This is a genomic window from Frankia sp. AgPm24 (assembly GCF_023243055.1).
Classification (GTDB): Bacteria; Actinomycetota; Actinomycetes; order Frankiales; family Frankiaceae; genus Frankia; species Frankia umida.
Map to the genome: position 1 here is coordinate 62,728 of NZ_JALKFW010000167.1, position 17,070 is coordinate 79,797.

Below are 17,070 nucleotides of genomic sequence, written 5' to 3' on the forward strand. Positions count from 1 at the left end.
CGTGGTGCTCCGGTTACCTTGCCGACAAGTGAAGTCTGCGGATGTGACGAACACGGCGCCAGGCGTGCGTACGTTCCGTGCTGTGCTGTGCGATGTGCCGCATCGTGCGCGGAGTGTGCCCTGTTCCGGGCGTAACCGGAAGGAGCGGCAGCGGTGGGCGACGATGAGGGCAGTACCGCGGCACTCGGTCGAAGAATCCGACAGCTTCGTGGTCGGATGAGTCAGGACGTACTGAGCCGACGCATCGGGTTTCACCGCACGCGGATATCCAAGGCCGAGAACGGGGAACTTCCGTCCGCGGAGCTGTGTGCCGCTCTCGACAGCTACTGGCAGACCGGCGGCGAACTCGCCACCTGGCAGGCGCGACTGGACGCGTCAGGGAACGGACCCAGGGAGGATCCGACGGACAGGCGCAAGCTCGTTCAGCTCGCGGCGCTGTCCGCGCTTGCCTTCGAGACGACCAACCGGATCGATACGAGTGCCACCGCGCCGACCCTTGGCGAACTCGAGGACGACGTCACCGACATCGCCGCGGGTTTCGACACGACGCCCCGGCCGGTGCTGATCGCCGAGATCGCCAGGCGTTGGCATCAGGTCGAGGCGATGCTCGACAACCGGCTGAACGTGACCGACAGCCAGCGGGCCACCCTGCTCGGCGGGCAGCTCGCCTACTACCTCGGCCGGCTGGCCTTCACCGGCGGCCACTACCGGGATGCCCGCCGCTTCGCCGACCTCTCCGACCGGTATGCCGCGCAGATCGGCGACGGGATGCTGCTCGGTTCACTGGCCGCGCTGCGTTCCAGCATCTCCTACTACACGCAACGATGGGACGAGGCCGCCAGCACCGCCGCCCGTGCCCGCCGGGAGGCCCCGCCCTATCTGGCCGCCCGGCTGGCCGCCTACGAGGCACGTGGCCACGCGCGCCTCGGCCGTGACCGCGAGACGGCCGGCGCTCTGGCGGACATGAACGCCGCCGTCGAGGCGAACGCCGCGCCGCAACCGGGATCGTCCCCGTTCACCGCCGGTTCGGCTGCGATGTTCGCCGCTGTGTGCGCCGTCGGGCTGCGCGACGGCGCCGAGGCCAGAGCGCAGGCCCGCCGGGCCGTCGAACTCACCGATCCCCACACCCACGAGGAACGTGGCCACGCCTATCTGTGTCTGGCATCCGGTCATCTGCTGGGCGACCGACCGGACCCGGCCGCCGCCGTGGCCGCGAGCCGCGCCGCCGTCTGCGTTCCGGAGGGCCATCTGTCAGCCACCGTCGTGGCTGCGGTAAGCAGGGTGGTGCGGGATCTCGGTCCGTGGGCGTCCGATCCCGACGTACGCGACCTGGACGCACTCGTCCACCGATCTCGCCTCTCCCTACCGGGAAACGCCCCCTGACACTGGAGTCGCCATGACACTGGAGTTCGGACGTCCCGAAACCGTCACCATTCCCACTGTTCTGACCGAACGGCTCGTCCTGCGCGGCTGGCGGCTGGACGACGTGCAGCCCTACCTTCGGATGGCCTTACATCCAGAGATGTCGCGGTATACGACGTCGCCATCCCGAGAAAGCGGCGTGTGGAACATGACCGCGTTCCAGATCGGTCACTGGGCGCTGAACCACTTCGGCATGTGGATCATCGAGGAGCGACAGTCCGGCGAGTTCCTCGGCCGGGTCGGTCTGTATGAGGAACCCGGCTGGCCGGGTTGCGAGGTCGCCTGGACCGTCCGCCATGACCGCTGGGGCGAGGGCATCGCCACCGAGGGTGCCCGGGCCGCCGTCGAGTTCGCCTTCACCGCCCTCGGCCGCGACCGACTGATCTCCATCATTCACCCGGAGAACCGCGCCTCGATCCGCGTCGCCGAAAAGGTCGGCCTGCGCCTCGCCGAAGGCCCCGTCGACCGCTCCGGCGAACCCCGCAACATCTACGCCCTCACCCGCGCCGCCTGGGTCACCGCGACCGCCTCCCCCCGACAACTGGCCATGGGCGAAGGGCAGTAGCTCGGTCGACCCGGCGGGCCAGCGCCGGGTCACCGTGCGGCCAGCGAATGGTCAGGTAGGGCGGTCAGGCGGGCTGCCAGAGCTCGATCCGGTTGCCCTCGGGATCGGTGACCCAGCCGAACCGGCCGACACCATCCATGTCCTGCGTCTCGGGGACGACCTCCGCGCCCCTGTCACGTAGCTGCGCGAGCATCGCATCCAGATCACGAACCCGGAAGTTCAGCATCGTCCGCTGGGTGCCGGCCCCGAAATAGTCGGTGTCGGCCGGGAACGTCGCGAACACCGTCGGCCCGACCTCCTGCTGCCACAGACCGTGGTCGTCGGCGTCCAACCCCAGGTGGTCGCGGTACCACGCGCCCAGGGCCGCCGGATCGGCCGCCCGCAGAAAACACCCACCGATGCCCAGCACACGTTCCATGCCGCCATCCTCCCGCACCCGAGATCCGGTCCGACACGCTCACCTCGGCATTGCCCGCGCAGAGAGCTACGCAAGCGTGAGATCGACCCTCAGCCGGAACGGGGCTAGGACATCAATGACGCCCGCGTGGACGTCGCCGGCCCGGTAGACCCGAGCCGCAGGATCGAGCAGGTACGTGTGCACGATCGGGACACCCCCCGCGGTGGAAGGCTCGATCCGCCAGTACCAGGCGATGCCGGCCGCGGCGTACTGCTCGGGTTTGACCAGTCGATCGGTGGTCTCCGACCCCGGCGACACCACCTCGCCGACCAACAGAATGTTCTCCGGGCGCATCGGCGCATCGCGCACGGCGCTGGCCCGGTAAACCACGATGTCCGGCCGGCGGACGGTGAGCGGTACCTCGCCGAGCCGCACATCGAAGTCGAGATCGGCGAACCATTCCGGTGCCCCCGCCGCCTCCAGCGCGACCGCGACCTTCTTGGCGAGTCGGTTGTGCCGCAGCGAGGCACTCGGGACCATGAGCACCATCCCGTCCACGATCTCGATATCCCGAGTCTGCGCTTCGGAGAGAGTGTCGTAGAACTCCGCCGTGATCTGCTGGTGCATCCAGACCGGCGGGAGCATCTCCGCGGTCACGCCACGCACCTCCCCGACTTAGCCAGCGGGCAGCCGCAGCCACGGCCTCCGAGCTTGCCGGATCTGACCCAGGCCGTCCATGCGAAGATCTGGCATCTCTGGCGGAGGATGAGAGATTCGAACTCTCGAGGGGTTGCCCCCAACACGCTTTCCAAGCGTGCGCCCTAGGCCACTAGGCGAATCCTCCGTTGACGAGACTATCTGATCGTCGGCGGACCGTGGGCAGGGGGTCGGTGGGACGGTGGGGGGACCTCGGCGCCCATGATCGCCCTGGGCAGGTTAGACTGCCCAGCAGACCCCTCGTGCGGCGTTATCCTCGTGAACTCCCCCAGGGCCGGAAGGCAGCAAGGGTAAGCGGGCTCTGGCGGGTGTGCGGGGGGTCCCCTCGTTTCGCCGATCTTCTCGACGAGCACGTGGAGCAGGCCAGTGAGCGCAGCGCTGTACAACCGGTACCGTCCCGCGACCTTCGCCCAGATCGTCGGGCAGGCGCACGTGACCGACGCGCTGCGCAGAGCCCTGTCGACGGGCCGGCTGCACCACGCCTACCTGTTCAGCGGCCCGCGGGGCTGCGGCAAGACGTCCTCGGCGCGCATCCTCGCCGCCTCGCTGAACTGCGTCCACGGGCCCACACCGGAGCCGTGTGGGGTGTGCGACGAGTGCGTCGGCATCCGCACCGGGTCGTCGATGGACGTCACCGAGATCGACGCCGCCTCCCACGGCCTCGTCGATGATGCCCGTGACCTGCGCGAACGGGCGTTCTTCGCGCCGGCGTCCGCCCGGTTCAAGGTCTTCGTGGTGGACGAGGCGCACATGGTGACGGCGGCGGCGTTCAACGCGCTGCTGAAGGTCGTCGAGGAACCTCCGCCGTACCTGAAGTTCGTGTTCGCCACCACAGAGCCGGACAAGGTCCTGCCGACGATCCGCTCCCGCACGCACCACTACGCCTTCCGGCTCGTGCCGCCGGCGGTGCTGCGTGAGCATCTGGCGTCGATCTGCCAGCAGGAGGGGGTGCCGGTCGACCCGACGGTGCTGCCGCTGATCGTGCGGGCCGGCGCCGGTTCGGTGCGTGATTCGCTGTCCGTGCTCGACCAGCTGCTCGCCGGCGCCGATGATGACGGCCTGCACTACGAGCGGGCAGTGACGCTGCTCGGCATGACCGACGGCGTCCTGCTCGACGAAACGGTCGACGCGCTGGCCCGCCGTGACGGCGCGGCCCTGTTCACCGTGGTCGACAAGGTCGTCTCCGCCGGGCACGACCCGCGGCGTTTCGCCCTCGACCTGCTCGACCGGTTCCGTGACCTGATCGTGATGGCGGCCGTCCCCGACGCCGCCGACCGCGGCCTGCTCGACTCCTTCTCCCCCGACCAGGTCGACCGGATGCGCGCCCAGGCCACCTCCGTCGGTCCGGCGGAGCTCTCCCGCACCGCGGACGTGCTGCACGCCGGCCTCATCGAGATGCGCGGCACCACCAGCCCGCGGCTCATGCTCGAACTCATCCTGGCCCGCGCCCTGCTCCCCACCGCCGCCACCGATCCCGCGGCCCTGCTGACCAGGCTCGAACGACTCGAACGGCGCCCCGCCTTCGACGGCCACCTGCCGTCCCACGACGCGCCGCCCGCCGGCCCTCCCGCCGGTCCGCAAGGCCCGGCTTGGCAGCAGCAGCCCGGCCCAGCCAGGCAGCACGTCCCGGAGGGGATGCCCGAAGGTGCCGGGGCGCCAGGCGGGCACGGGATTGCGGGCGGGCCAGGGGTTGTCGGCGCTCCGGCGATGGCCGGCCCGGTCCGTCCTGGTCCGGCCGTCCAGGGTCCCGGTGGATGGGCTCCGGTGGCCAGCCCGACCGGAGGGTACGGATCGGCGGCCGCGGCCGGCACGACCGGTGGTTATGCCGGTGCGGGCGGTGGCAGCGCGGGCGGTGGCGGGCGGATTGACGCGGCGGGGCTGCGAACGCGGTGGGACGCCGTCCTCGGCCGGGCCGCGCAGCGCAGCCGCAAGACCCACGCGATCCTCAAGGACCACGCCAGCGTCGCCGACGTGCGTGGGGACGAGGTCATCCTCGCGTTCGCCAGCCAACCGATGGGTCGGATGTTCGGGCAGGGCAACAACGCCGAGGTGTTCTGCGCCGCCCTGGCCGAAGAGGTCGGTGGAAGCTGGCGGGTCAGTGTCGCGCCAGCCGGTGGTTCGCCCGCGGGACGAAGCGGCGGACGTCCCGGCGGACCACCACCCGCTCCCCCAGGCGGCGGCTACGGCGGAGGCGCCGGTGGCCACGGCGGCGCAGGCCACGGCGGTACCGGCCCGGGCACCGTGACCAGCTGGGGTGGGTCCCCGCCGCCTTCGGGTGCTTCGGGGTCCCCGGCCGTGGGATTCGGCGGCGCCCCACCGTCCCCCCCTGCGGCCATGGGCGGTGGCCATCCGGACAGCTCGGCCCCGTCCGGAGCAGGCCACGTCAACGGATCGAGCCAACCCGCCGGGTCTGTCCACCCCCCCGGATCGGGCTATCCCCCCGGCCCCGGTCAGCTCAGCCAGCCCGCCGCCGGAGAGTGGCAGGGCGCCGCGGCCAGCCAGGACTTCGGTCGTCCCCCGTCCGCGGACGCACCGACATCGCCACCTGCCTGGGGCGGCCGGGACGAGAGTGGTGCCGTCCATGGCGCTGCCGCGCCGAACGGTTCCGCGCCGAACGGTTCCGTCGGAAGTTCCGGTGCGTGGGGCGTCGCCGCGACGGGTGAGGCCGGCGGCTTTGGGCTCGGACAGGCGGCCGCGGTGAACGCGGCGGCCATCGATCCCGCGAACGCCGGCGCGGTGCAGGGCCGCACCAGCACCATCGTCCACACCGGCGGTGGCCAGGACGACCCGCCGCCGGCTCCCCGACCGGGCGATCCGGGCGGAAGCGGACCCGGTGGGACGGTGCCCCACGCAGCCGCCCCAGCCTGGGGAAACACCGACGGCGCCGCGGTCGCGGGCAACGGGAACACCTTCGCCGCGGGACGTCCCGGAGCAGCCTCAGGGCCAGCGACCGTGGGCGGCGGCGACGCGTTCGACGCCGATCAGCGGCCGCCCATCATGGACGAGCCGCCCTTCGACGACGAGGACATCCCGCAACAGGCGGGCGGTGCGCGCGGCGGCGAGGAGGCCGCGATGTCCCTGCTGCGCACGGGGCTCGGAGCGACCGTCCTCGAACAGACCCCGACCTCCTGATCGGGTCGGCCGTCGGTCGGGAGCGGACCGCCGAGCACAGTAGGCTCGGGGATATGTCGAACCCGCAGATTCCCGTCGGTGACGCGGGCGAAGCCGGTGGCTTCGCACTGGGGCAGATCTTCCAGCAGGCACAGCAGATGCAGGCCGCACTGCTGTCCGCCCAGGAGGAGCTCGCGGACGCCCGGGTGGACGGGAGCTCCGGCGGCGGCCTGGTCAGGGCGACCGTCAACGGCGGCGGCGAACTGGTCGATCTGACGATCAGCCGCGAGGCGGTCGACCCGGAGGACACCGAGACCCTCGCCGACCTGATCCTCGCCGCGGTGCGGGACGCGACCACCAACGCCCACCGGCTCGCCGCCGAGCGCATGGGCTCCATCACCGGTGGCCTCGGCGGACCAGGTGCCGCGGGCAGCCCCTTCGGCGCTCCGAGCGCGCCGGGCACGCCACGTGCTCCGGGTGCTCCGGGTGCACCGGGTGCACCGGGTGCACCGGGTGGGCTGGGTGACCTCGGCGCCCTGGGCGAACTGTTCGGCGGCGGTGCGGGTGGCGGCGGTACCGGCGGCGGCAGCGCTGCCGGTGGCGATCCGCGGCCCACCTCCGGTGGCCAGACTCCACGCTAGGTCGCCACGCCGGCGCTGACGGACAGGAGCACCGATGTACGAGGGCGTCGTCCAGGATCTCATCGACGAGCTTGGGCGGCTGCCCGGCATAGGCCCGAAGAGCGCCCAGCGGATCGCGTTCCACCTGCTGGCCGCCGACCCGGTGGACGTCCGTCGCCTGGCGGCGGTGCTCACCGAGGTCAAGGAGAAGGTCCGGTTCTGCCGGAGCTGCTTCAACGTGGCCCAGGCCGAACTGTGCAGGATCTGCGCCGATCCTCGCCGCGACCAGAGCCTCATCTGTGTGGTCGAGGAACCCAAGGACGTCGTCGCGATCGAGCGCACCCGCGAGTTCCGCGGCCGCTATCACGTGCTCGGCGGGGCGATCAACCCGATCGGCGGCGTCGGCCCCGACGACCTGCACATCCGTGAGCTCATCGCCCGCCTCGCCGACGGCTCCGTGACCGAGTTGATCCTCGCCACCGACCCGAACACCGAGGGTGAGGTGACCGCGTCCTACCTGGCCCGTCAGATCGGCCCGATGGGCCTGCGGGTCACCCGGCTGGCCAGCGGCCTGCCCATGGGCGGTGACCTGGAATGGGCCGACGAGGTCACGCTCGGCCGCGCCTTCGAGGGACGCCGCGTCGTCGGCGCCTGACCGCCCGTCAGCTCCGCCTGCTCGCCACTTGTCCGATCGAGCTCTGGCACCGTCCCGACCTGACTCAGAAACCAAGGATCGGCGCGTAGGTGGAGCTGGGGATCGACCCGAGGGTCAACAGCACCACGCTGACGTCGAGATCGTCCGCCTCGGCGCTGAACATCGCCTGCCGACCGCCTCGGGTGCAGTAGACATCCACGCCGTTCTCCCGGACCACCCGCACCCCGAACATCCGCGACGCCCGAATCCACCAGGTCCGCCCCCCGGCCTGAATCCGGATGCGCCGCGAGTCACGGCGCATCCGGGTGACCATGCGCGTCCAGCCTGCGGTGGGTAACCCGGGCTGGTCGACCAGGCCAGGGATGTCATGCAGGGGTCCGTGGACGACGATGCGCGCCGGATCGGCGGCGGAGCCCGGTTCCACCAGGTCAAGCTCCGCGGTGATCTCCCGGCCCGGCGGATACATCTCCGCCGGCCAGATACCCTCACCGCGCAGGACCCGCTTACCCCACGCCCCGCCATGCGGGTTGCCACGCGGTAGCGCCCCGCCGACCACCCGGCCGGCCCCGTCCAACCGCCACGCCACCGAGACCAGTGCTCCCGGCGGCAGATCCGGCGCGAAGTCCTCGGCGGAGAGCACCTGATGCGGATGCAGATGCCAGCACCCGGCGCGCACACCCCAGGCCACCCCTCCCAGCGCCATCACCCTCCGTAACTTCGACTAGCCGCCACCTCGAGGCTCGACCGACGGCGCGCCGCTGCGCTGCGGACAGCGACCAGACTCCGCCCTCAGCACAGGCCAGCTACGCCCCGCGTCCAGAGCCATAATGATGCGCGCTCGCCCAGGCATCTGCACGGGCATCAGCCCGGACCGATGGTCCGGCGTCATACCGCCCCTTCGGGCATGCGCCCGCCCGCAAGCCAAACGCGCAGCTGGACGACCCGACAGGCCACCCCTCAGCCACGGACACACGCCTGACAGGGGCTGAAAGTGGTGCATTTCACCACCCCCTCGACCCGCCGAGGAAAAAGCCACCAGCAACCCACTCGGGACCCATCGGATCAACTCCTGACCGCTGGTGCGCCTGGCCACGGCCCGGCCACCGACGCCCGTTCGGCGCGTCGGGACACGATGCCGAGGACTGTTCGGCCACATGCCGAGGACTGTTCACAATCGCGAGGCCGAAATCCCCGAACAACCCTCGGCATATCGCGATCCCGGCCGCGATCCGTCCGCGATCCGGCCGCAACCAGGCGCGATCACGGGAGCGCCAAGGCGCTCGGCATCCGTCATCACACCCCAGCAGGCGTCCATTTCATTACATATCGGACGAACGGAAGACGGTGGTCGGATCCCACCGAGGCTGGACGAGGAAACGAAATCCCAGCGCGGGCGAGGCGGGGTGCGGGCGAGGCGGGGTGCGGGCGAGGCGGGGTGCGGGCGGGGCGATTGGCGCGCTCGCCTGGTTGCGGGAAGTGATGGTGCGGGTTGGGTGGCCCGAAGCGGGAGTGGGAGGCTGACGGAGCACGAGTGCACCAGGACGCGAGTCGAGTGGCGCGCGTCAGGCGGTGGCCACAGCTCCAGCCCATCCGCATCGTCCCAGAGAGGCCCCTAGATGATCATCAGTTCGCATGTCCCCGCGGGCGCGTTCGTGGGGATGGCGGTTCGCAACCCGGTGGTGGCGGTGGCGGCGGGATTCGCGTCGCATCTGGCGATGGACGCGATGCCGCACTGGGGCACCGGACCGAACACCGAGTCGGAGTGGATACCGATCGCCCGGCGTGACGGGGTGGCTGGGCTCGCGGCGATGGCGCTGCTGACAGCGGCGGCTCCGCCCGGGCGTCGCCTGGCGGTACTTGCCGGGATGACCGGCGCCTGCCTGCCAGACACCGACAAGGTCGGACGGTACTTCGTCGGCGTCAGCCCCTGGCCGAGCCGCTTCGACCGCTTCCATGAGCGTATTCAGAACGAGGCGCGCAACCGGCTCCCCCGCGAGGTGGCCACCGCGGTGACCCTTACCGCCGCCGGCACGCTGCTCCTACGCCGCCTCGCCGCCCGCACCACCTGACCCGACACACGGGACAGCCCGACACACGGGACAGCCCGACACACGGGACAGCCCGACACGTAGCTGGACGGACCGGGATGGAGACCACAGCCAGCCAGCCAGCCGGCTCGGACCGTGCGGCCCGGCCGGCCGGTGGCCTGGCGGTGGATCAGACGCTGACGCCGTGGTCGCGGGCCAGGCCACCGAGGTCGTTGTGGCCCTGACCGACGGCACGGAACTTCCACTCGGCGCCGCTGCGGTACACCTCTCCGAAGATCACCACGGTCTCGGTGGAGTAGTCCTCGGACAGGTCGTAGCGGACCAGCTCGTTGCCGGTCTGGTCGACGACGCGGATGTAGGCGTTCCGTACCTGGCCGAAGTTCTGCGATCGGTTCGCCGCGTCGTAGATGGACACCGGCACGACGATCCGGTCGATGTCGGCCGGGACCGCCGGCAGGTTGATGATCAGTGACTCGTCGTCGCCCTCACCCTCACCGGTCGTGTTGTCGCCGGTCAGCGTGATCGCGCCGTCCGGGGTCGCGAGGTTGTTGTAGAAGATGAAGTAGGCGTCGCTGAGTGCCTTGCCGTCAGGCTTGAGGCCGATCGCCGAGGCGTCCAGGTCGAAGTCCGTGCCGGTGGTGGTGCGCGCATCCCAACCCAGGCCCACGTTGAGGGAGGTGAGCTGGGTGTTGCCGGCCTGCGCCGCCTGCTTCGTGAGGCTGACGTTGCCACCCTTGGCGAGGCTGACTGCCATTGCGGTTGGTCCTTCCTGGGGCTGGCGCACGGCGTCGTGGCCAGTTCGCGGGGCCGCGCGGGGCGCACCCGTGCGCGGCACGGTCGGCGTGCCGGCACGGTTGTTGTGGCTGTCGCGGCCGTCTCCGTCACCCTGGCACAACCTGCCGCATCCGCCCAGTCTGCCGTCGCCCGGACGACACGGACCACGTCCAGGGTCGGTGCGGGTGGCCAGCCGGGCCGTCGAGGCGCCCACGGGTGGCGTGGTTTCGCTCGCGAGCAGCCCGGACGGGCCGCTGTGCTCGGTAACCTGACTGCCATGGCGCTCCTGGTCGCGAAGTTCGGTGGGTCCTCCGTTGCCGACGCGGACCGCATCAAACGGGTGGCGGAGCGGGTGGTGGAGTCCCGCCGGGCCGGCAACGACGTGGTGGTCGTGGTCAGCGCGATGGGTGACACCACCGACGAGCTGCTCGATCTCGCTGAGCAGGTGTCTCCGCTGCCGCCGGCACGCGAGCTCGACATGCTGCTCACCGCGGGTGAGCGGATCTCGATGGCGCTGCTGGCGATGGCGATCACCACGCTGGGCGCGGAGGCCCGTTCCTTCACCGGTTCCCAGGCCGGGGTGATCACCGACTCGTCCCATGGTCGGGCCCGGATCATCGACGTCACTCCCGGGCGTATCCGCGCCGCGCTGGATGAAGGGGCGATCGCGATCGTCGCCGGGTTCCAGGGCGTCAGCCAGGACACCAAGGACATCACCACCCTGGGCCGCGGCGGTTCCGACACGACCGCGGTGGCTCTGGCCGCCGCGCTGTCCGCGGATGCCTGCGAGATCTACACCGACGTGGACGGCGTGTTCAGCGCCGACCCGCGCATCGTCCCGGATGCCCGTCGCATCGACCGGATCTCCTACGAGGAGATGCTGGAGATGGCGGCCTGCGGGGCGAAGATCCTGATGTTGCGGTGTGTCGAGTACGCCCGCCGTTACAACGTCCCCGTGCACGTCCGCTCGTCCTTCTCCTCGAAGCCGGGCACGTGGGTCACCGAGATTCCGGAGGCACAGCTCGTGGAACAGGCCATCATCCGCGGCGTCGCGCACGACCTCGCCGAGGCGAAGGTGACGGTCGTCGGCTGTCCGGACAAGCCCGGGGTGGCCGCGGCGGTGTTCCGGGCCGTCGCCAACGCCGACGTCAACCTGGACATGATCGTCCAGGTGGGTTCGGTCGCCGGATCGGGACGCACCGACATCTCCTTCACCCTGCCCAAGACGGACGGGCGGACCGCGCTGACGGCGCTGGCGAAGGTGCAGAGCGAGATCGGCTTCGAGCGGACCCTCTACGACGACCACATCGGCAAGCTCTCGCTGATCGGTGCCGGGATGAAGTCGCATCCGGGTGTGTCGGCCCGGTTCTTCGGCTCCCTGGCCGATGCCGGCATCAATGTCGAGATCATCTCGACCTCGGAGATCCGGATCTCGGTGGTGGTCCGCGACAACGACCTGCCGGCCGCGGTGCGGGCCGTCCACGCCGCCTTCGAACTCGGTGACCCCGACGGCGGCGCCGTGGTCTACGCCGGCTCCGGCCGATGACCCACCCAGCCGTACTGCCCCATCCAGCCGTACTGACCCATCCAGCCGTACTGACCCATCCAGTCAGGCAGCCGCAGCGCGCTGCTTCGCAGTCTCGAGCGACCGGAGGAACTGGACGATGAGCGGCAACGGAGCGCCGGGCCGACGGCCGACGCTTGCGGTGGTCGGTGCGACCGGTGCGGTCGGCACCGTGATGCTGTCGCTGCTCGCCGAACGACCGGAGGTCTGGGGCGAGATCCGACCGGTCGCCTCGGCCCGTTCCGCCGGGCGGACGGTACGGGTCCGCGGCGAGGACGTCGTCGTGCGCCTGCTGGCGCCCGAGGTCTTCGACGGGGTGGACGTCGCCGTGTTCGACGTGCCCGACGAGGTGTCCGCCGAGTGGGCGCCGATCGCGGCGGCGCGCGGAGCGGTCGCCGTGGACAACTCCGGCGCCTTCCGGATGGACGACGACGTTCCGCTGATCGTGCCCGAGGTCAACGCCGATCAGCTGGCCGCACGGCCGCGGGGCATCATCGCCAACCCGAACTGCACCACCCTGTCGATGATCGTCGCGCTCGGGGCGCTGCACCGCGCGTTCGGCCTCGAGTCGATGTTCGCCGCGTCCTACCAGGCGGCCAGCGGCGCCGGGCAGGCCGGCATCGACGCGCTCTACGACCAGTTGGCCACCGTCGGGGGCACCCGAGAGCTCGGGCAGACCGCGGGCGACGTGCGCAAGGCCCTCGGTGCGGACGGGCTGGGACCCTTCCCCGCACCGTTGGCCCTCAACGTCGTGCCGTGGGCCGGTTCCCTCAAGGACGGCGGCTGGTCGTCGGAGGAACTGAAGGTCCGCAACGAGTCCCGCAAGATCCTCGGCCTGCCGGGGCTGCGGGTCTCGGCGACCTGCGTGCGCGTGCCGGTGATCACCACACACGCGGTCGCGGTGCACGCCCGTTTCGGTCGGCCGGTGACGGCCGGTGAGGCACGCGAGGTGCTGCTCACCGCGCCCGGCGTCGAGGTCGTCGACAATCCATCCGCGGGCGAGTACCCGACGCCCTCCGATGTGGTCGGTACCGATCCCACCTGGGTGGGGCGCATCCGCCAGTCACCGGACGATCCGCACGAGATCGCCCTGTTCCTGTGCGGTGACAACCTGCGCAAGGGCGCGGCGCTGAACACGCTGCAGATCGCCGAGTTGCTGGTGGGCGCGAACGATACGGCCGCACCGCTGGCCGGCTGACACAGCGCCGGCGAACCGGGACACGTTCGACCGACGCATGGCCTGGTCGGCCTCAGCAGAGCGCCGGCCAGGCATCTCGACAACGCACGCCAATGGCTTTTCGACTGTTTCTTATGAACCTTTAAGCCGATGCGAAGCTGGCGCGAAAAGACCGGGTCGCCGATACGACCAGGGTAGCCGTGGATTACCGGAGATACAGCGCATCAACCCGGCTGCGGCCCGTCACCTTTGCTACCGCGAGCAGTGGGATACCGCCTTCTCCGGAACTGTCCGACAGTGCCGCCGGGTGGTGCTCGGCAACACTGTCGGCGGACGGGCGGGGCGAGCCGGCAGGCCGGGGTCGCCCGCGCCGTCAACCGGGATATCCACCGCGCCCCGGAACCCGCGAGAAGGCCCATCGGACGGGTGGCGAAGAGTCCGGACGCACAGCAAGCCCGCCCAGCGGGGAACCCGTTGGGCGGGCTGACCATGAAGTCTCTCGTGGCTCAGACGACGCGGACGGCGTCGGCCTGCGGACCCTTCTGACCCTGGGTCACCTGGAACTCGACCCGCTGGCCCTCCTCAAGTGCCTTGTAGCCGTCCATGTCAATCGCGCTGTAGTGAACGAAGACGTCGGAGCCGCCGCCGTCCACGGAGATGAAGCCGAAGCCCTTCTCCGAGTTGAACCACTTCACCGTGCCCTGAGCCACGTGCCGTTCTCCCTGCTGGTGCAGTCAGGACCCGCACCACGCGAGCCCCGGACCGAACGCCAGGAAGCCACTAGAGTTCCTGGCGTTGTTCCGCTGCGTCTCGGATGAGACACGAACTGGCGAACTCCGGCCAAGGACGACGCTACACGGATGGAGGGCTTCGCGGGAGTCCTCTGAGCAAGGAAGTCCACTTCATGCCCCGGTAACAGAACAACGCCGCCGGTCGGCACACGACCGGGTCAGGCAACGTCATCGGTCAATCCTGCGGGCTGCCAGGGCATTTCCGGGGTTCACCCGTTCACGGCCGGCGCTGGAGCACCGATGGCCCGGACGTGGCACCCGAAGCGGTGATCTCTGCGGAGGTTTCCGGTCGACCACGGTCGGGACCACACCCTCGTGGGGGTCCACGCCGCCACGGGGCCGGACCAGCCGTGGGGGCCGGGCCAGCCGTGGGCGCTAGGACAGCCAGCCGCGGTGGCGGGGGGCGGAGATCGCCGGCCAGGCGTCGAAGAAGTCACGCTCCGCCAGCCGGCCACGGCACTCCTCGAGCCCGTAGAGCACACCGAGGGTGAACGCGGTGGGGCTGTTCTGCGCCTGGGCGGCGATGCCCCAGGCGCGCAGCAGGTCACGGGCGACCGTGGCGTCCTGATGGATGCCGAGCAGCTCCTGTGCCTGTGCCGCCGCATCGGCGAGCTTCGCCGCCTTCGTCCCGTACAGCGGGCTCACGATCTCGGCGGCGTAGCGCAGCCGCTTGGCCTGCTTACGGGCGGTGTGCAGCAGCTCGTCCCGCTCATGGCCGACGGGCAGCCGGGCGGCGGCGCTCACCTTGCGGGCGAGCGCCTGGTCGGCGCGGCGGACGAGCGTGGGCAGCACGCTGCGGGCCGGCTTGCGGGCCCTGCCGGTCAGCGGCGCCTGGACCAGGGCGAGCAGGCTGTCGATCAGGGTGAGGTACCGCTCGCTGCGCAGCATCTCCAGGGCCTGCTCGCGACCGGCCGCGAGGCCCGCGTCAAGGTGGGCACGGACCACCTCGTGCACCTCGCCGGCGACGAGGGCGGCGGGCAGCTCGGCGACCCGTCCGTCGAAGTAGGCGAGCTGGACCTCGGCGTCGCGGGCGGCGGACAGCGCTCCGGCGAGATCGCGCAGCTCGATGTCGAGCCGCGCGACCGTCTGGGCCGGGAACAGCGGGGCGAAGATCCGCAGGGCGCTGCGGGCTCGGCGGCAGGCGACCCGCATCCGGTGCACGGCCTCGGGTTCGTCGAGGCGGACCCGAGGGTCGGCGGCGAGCAGGGCGCGCACCTGTTCGATCAGGTAGGCCCGGACGACCTCGCCGGCGGGCCGTGAGCGCCGCAGCCGCCGAGGGGCGGTGGGCAGATCCGGCCCGGGGCCGGCGGCCAGGGCCGGGCCGAGCAGCCGGGCGAGTTTCGACGAGTCGGCGGCGGTCACCGCGCCGGCCGCGAACAGCAGTTCCTCGACGGCGTCGAGCACCTCGGGGCCGCCGTCGACCAGCTCCACCTCGATCTCCCGCCAGGTGCTCAGCGTGGTCGACTCGCCGAGAGTCTGCGCGCTGACCTGGTCGTCGACCACCTCGGCGAGGTCCGAGCCGGTGGCGTCGCGCAGCCGGCGGGCGGTGCGCAGCGTGCGCAGCCGGGCGACCGGACGCAGCTGCGCCCCGCGCGCGTGCACCGCGACCAGATCGACGAACTCGGCCGGTGGGGTGTGCCGGGCGCCCTCGGCGACCTGGATCCTGCCTTCGCTCGCGGTGAGCGGCAGCCGCAGCTCGTCGCGCTGGCCGACCCGGACCGGCAGCTTCAGGTGCCATCCGGCGTCGGCTCCGCCGGTACGCCGCCGCAGCGTGATCCGGTTGCGGGCCAGACGCAGGTCATCGGTGTCGTAGTAGACGGCCTCAAGGCTGACGGTGCGGCGGGTCCGAGCGGTGACCACGCCGCTGACCGCGCCGAGACGCGGCAGCACAAACGCCGGTGTGACGGCGTACTTACGTTCGATCTCCCGGACGGTGACCGCCATGACCTGCCCTTTCGTCCAGCACCCAGCCGCAGCCCAGACCTGGCCCGTGCCCGTGCACCGCTGCGATCAGCGGCCCACTGGTCGACGGACGACCACCCCCGGCTACCCGCCGTAAGGACGATGGGACACCTGGAGGGCAAGCGACACACACGATATGGACTACGCGACTTTCCCTACCGTTAACCTTAACGCGGCGCGGGAATCCAGGAGACCTTCCCGACGAGCACGACGTAGCCGACGAACGCGACAGTGTCGATCAGCGAGTGGGCGATCACGAGCGGTAGCACCCGGCCGCGGCGCTGGAACAGCCGTCCGAACAGCAGGCCCATCGCCAGATTGCCGAAGAATCCGCCGAGCCCCTGGTAGAGGTGGTACGAACCGCGCAGCACCGCGCTCGCCGCCAGCGCCCACCGGGGTGCGACGTCCAGCTCGCGCAGCCGGACCAGCAGGTAGCCCGTGACGACCACCTCTTCGGCGATCCCGTTCTGCCAGGCGCTGAGCACCAGGACGGGGATGCGCCACCAGACGTCCGGCAGCCCGGACGGCGCCACCGTGAGGTTGGCCCCGCTGTGCCAGGCCAGCAGATAGAAACCAAGGCCGATCCCGCCGATCCCGGCGGCCAGCAGCGCCCCCAGCGCGCTGTCGCGGCCGGGACTCGCGCCGTCCAGCCCGATCGCCCGCCGCCCGCCGCCATGCCGGACGAGCAGGTAGAGCGCGAGCAGCACCGGCATGACGCCGGTGAGCACGCCGGCGAGCTGCAGGGCGAGGTCCAGCCACGGCCGGCCTGGGGCCGCCGACCCGTTGAGCTGCGCGACCTGGGAGCGGACCGGACCGGGACGGGTCAGCACACCGACATAGCGGATGATCGCGTAGAGCGCCGACGCCGCGAAGGACATCCCCAGCACGACACCGAGCTCGGCCCGCAGCTGTCGCCGTGTGGGCGGCCCGTCCTCGCCCGCCACGATCCGCGCCGTCGCGGCGTCCGTCACCGTTCGACCCTAGCCGACCCCGCGGAGCCGCCCGCCCGACGGATGGCCGGACGGATGGCTCGAGGGATGGCTCGACGGCCTGGGCGAGGGATGGCCCGAGGGACGGCTCGAGGGAGGGTCCGACGGAGGGCCCGAGGGAGGGCCCGACCGGCCGGCCCCCCCCCCCACCCCGGCCCCCCACCCGGCGCCCGACGCGTCCCGGGTGGGGCCGGCCCCGGTACCGCCCTGCCCGCGGGCGCCCACGTCCGCCCGCCGGACGGCGCTGCGCCAGGCGGCGGCCTACACCGTGCTGGCTC

At 71.4% G+C, this 17,070-nt stretch carries 15 protein-coding genes, 1 tRNA gene and 1 other RNA gene; 9 read left to right on the plus strand and 8 right to left on the minus strand.

All coding sequences use genetic code 11. The annotated features are described in order from the left end of the window. Nucleotides 1-153: 153 nt before the first annotated feature. The gene (locus tag MXD61_RS10350) at nucleotides 154-1,383 is read left to right on the plus strand and encodes a helix-turn-helix transcriptional regulator (RefSeq protein WP_248812619.1); all 1,230 of its coding nucleotides are present in this window, start codon (nucleotides 154-156) and stop codon (nucleotides 1,381-1,383) included. A gap of 13 nt (nucleotides 1,384-1,396) precedes the next feature. Beyond that, nucleotides 1,397-1,987, plus strand: coding sequence for a GNAT family N-acetyltransferase (locus MXD61_RS10355; RefSeq protein WP_248812620.1), 591 nt, complete (start codon nucleotides 1,397-1,399; stop codon nucleotides 1,985-1,987). A gap of 64 nt (nucleotides 1,988-2,051) precedes the next feature. Here the strand turns inward: MXD61_RS10355 and MXD61_RS10360 are convergent, their stop codons facing one another. From MXD61_RS10360 to MXD61_RS10370, 3 genes are all read right to left on the minus strand, one after another. Continuing rightward, the gene (locus MXD61_RS10360; RefSeq protein ID WP_248812621.1) at nucleotides 2,052-2,405 is read right to left on the minus strand and encodes a VOC family protein; all 354 of its coding nucleotides are present in this window, start codon (nucleotides 2,403-2,405) and stop codon (nucleotides 2,052-2,054) included. Nucleotides 2,406-2,471: 66 nt separating this feature from the next. Further along, nucleotides 2,472-3,029 carry a Uma2 family endonuclease gene (locus MXD61_RS10365; protein ID WP_248812631.1) on the minus strand — a complete coding sequence of 186 codons (558 nt, stop codon included), beginning with the start codon at nucleotides 3,027-3,029 and terminating at the stop codon, nucleotides 2,472-2,474. Between the two features lie 111 nt (nucleotides 3,030-3,140). Then, nucleotides 3,141-3,228: transfer RNA gene (locus MXD61_RS10370), tRNA-Ser, on the minus strand. Between the two features lie 104 nt (nucleotides 3,229-3,332). Between MXD61_RS10370 and ffs the strand changes: the two genes are divergently transcribed. The 4 genes from ffs (at nucleotide 3,333) to recR (ending at nucleotide 7,487) form a co-directional block, all read left to right on the plus strand. Continuing rightward, nucleotides 3,333-3,429: signal recognition particle sRNA small type (gene ffs / locus MXD61_RS10375), an RNA gene on the plus strand. 38 nt (nucleotides 3,430-3,467) lie between these two features. Continuing rightward, nucleotides 3,468-6,233, plus strand: a complete 2,766-nt coding sequence (locus MXD61_RS10380) for a DNA polymerase III subunit gamma and tau (protein ID WP_248812622.1) — start codon at nucleotides 3,468-3,470, stop codon at nucleotides 6,231-6,233. A gap of 53 nt (nucleotides 6,234-6,286) precedes the next feature. Beyond that, nucleotides 6,287-6,853 (plus strand): YbaB/EbfC family nucleoid-associated protein, encoded by a 567-nt coding sequence (locus tag MXD61_RS10385; RefSeq protein WP_248812623.1) that lies wholly within the window; start codon nucleotides 6,287-6,289, stop codon nucleotides 6,851-6,853. A 34-nt stretch (nucleotides 6,854-6,887) separates the two neighbouring features. Next, a complete protein-coding gene (gene recR / locus MXD61_RS10390; protein WP_163550014.1) occupies nucleotides 6,888-7,487 on the plus strand; it encodes a recombination mediator RecR in 600 nt (199 codons plus the stop codon). Nucleotides 7,488-7,551: 64 nt separating this feature from the next. Here the strand turns inward: recR and MXD61_RS10395 are convergent, their stop codons facing one another. Then, nucleotides 7,552-8,190, minus strand: a complete 639-nt coding sequence (locus MXD61_RS10395) for a hypothetical protein (RefSeq protein ID WP_251079740.1) — start codon at nucleotides 8,188-8,190, stop codon at nucleotides 7,552-7,554. A 913-nt stretch (nucleotides 8,191-9,103) separates the two neighbouring features. Between MXD61_RS10395 and MXD61_RS10400 the strand changes: the two genes are divergently transcribed. Next, nucleotides 9,104-9,556 (plus strand): hypothetical protein, encoded by a 453-nt coding sequence (locus MXD61_RS10400; RefSeq protein WP_248812625.1) that lies wholly within the window; start codon nucleotides 9,104-9,106, stop codon nucleotides 9,554-9,556. Between the two features lie 148 nt (nucleotides 9,557-9,704). Here MXD61_RS10400 and MXD61_RS10405 read toward each other — a convergent pair whose 3' ends face one another. Next, the gene (locus tag MXD61_RS10405; RefSeq protein WP_163550012.1) at nucleotides 9,705-10,289 is read right to left on the minus strand and encodes a TerD family protein; all 585 of its coding nucleotides are present in this window, start codon (nucleotides 10,287-10,289) and stop codon (nucleotides 9,705-9,707) included. A gap of 297 nt (nucleotides 10,290-10,586) precedes the next feature. Here MXD61_RS10405 and MXD61_RS10410 point away from each other — a divergent pair, with 297 nt between their 5' ends. Further along, nucleotides 10,587-11,855, plus strand: coding sequence for an aspartate kinase (locus MXD61_RS10410; RefSeq protein ID WP_248812626.1), 1,269 nt, complete (start codon nucleotides 10,587-10,589; stop codon nucleotides 11,853-11,855). Nucleotides 11,856-11,973: 118 nt separating this feature from the next. Next, nucleotides 11,974-13,071 carry an aspartate-semialdehyde dehydrogenase gene (locus MXD61_RS10415; RefSeq protein WP_248812627.1) on the plus strand — a complete coding sequence of 366 codons (1,098 nt, stop codon included), beginning with the start codon at nucleotides 11,974-11,976 and terminating at the stop codon, nucleotides 13,069-13,071. A gap of 485 nt (nucleotides 13,072-13,556) precedes the next feature. On the opposite strand, the gene MXD61_RS10420 is transcribed toward MXD61_RS10415, so the two are convergent. The 3 genes from MXD61_RS10420 to MXD61_RS10430 all read right to left on the minus strand — a co-directional run bounded on the left by MXD61_RS10420 (nucleotide 13,557) and on the right by MXD61_RS10430 (nucleotide 16,774). Continuing rightward, nucleotides 13,557-13,760, minus strand: a complete 204-nt coding sequence (locus MXD61_RS10420) for a cold-shock protein (RefSeq protein ID WP_018500469.1) — start codon at nucleotides 13,758-13,760, stop codon at nucleotides 13,557-13,559. 456 nt (nucleotides 13,761-14,216) lie between these two features. Continuing rightward, a complete protein-coding gene (locus MXD61_RS10425; protein ID WP_248812628.1) occupies nucleotides 14,217-15,785 on the minus strand; it encodes a CYTH and CHAD domain-containing protein in 1,569 nt (522 codons plus the stop codon). A gap of 185 nt (nucleotides 15,786-15,970) precedes the next feature. Beyond that, complete coding sequence (locus tag MXD61_RS10430; RefSeq protein WP_374628750.1) at nucleotides 15,971-16,774, minus strand: CPBP family intramembrane glutamic endopeptidase; 804 nt, start codon at nucleotides 16,772-16,774, stop codon at nucleotides 15,971-15,973. Nucleotides 16,775-17,070: the final 296 nt, after the last annotated feature.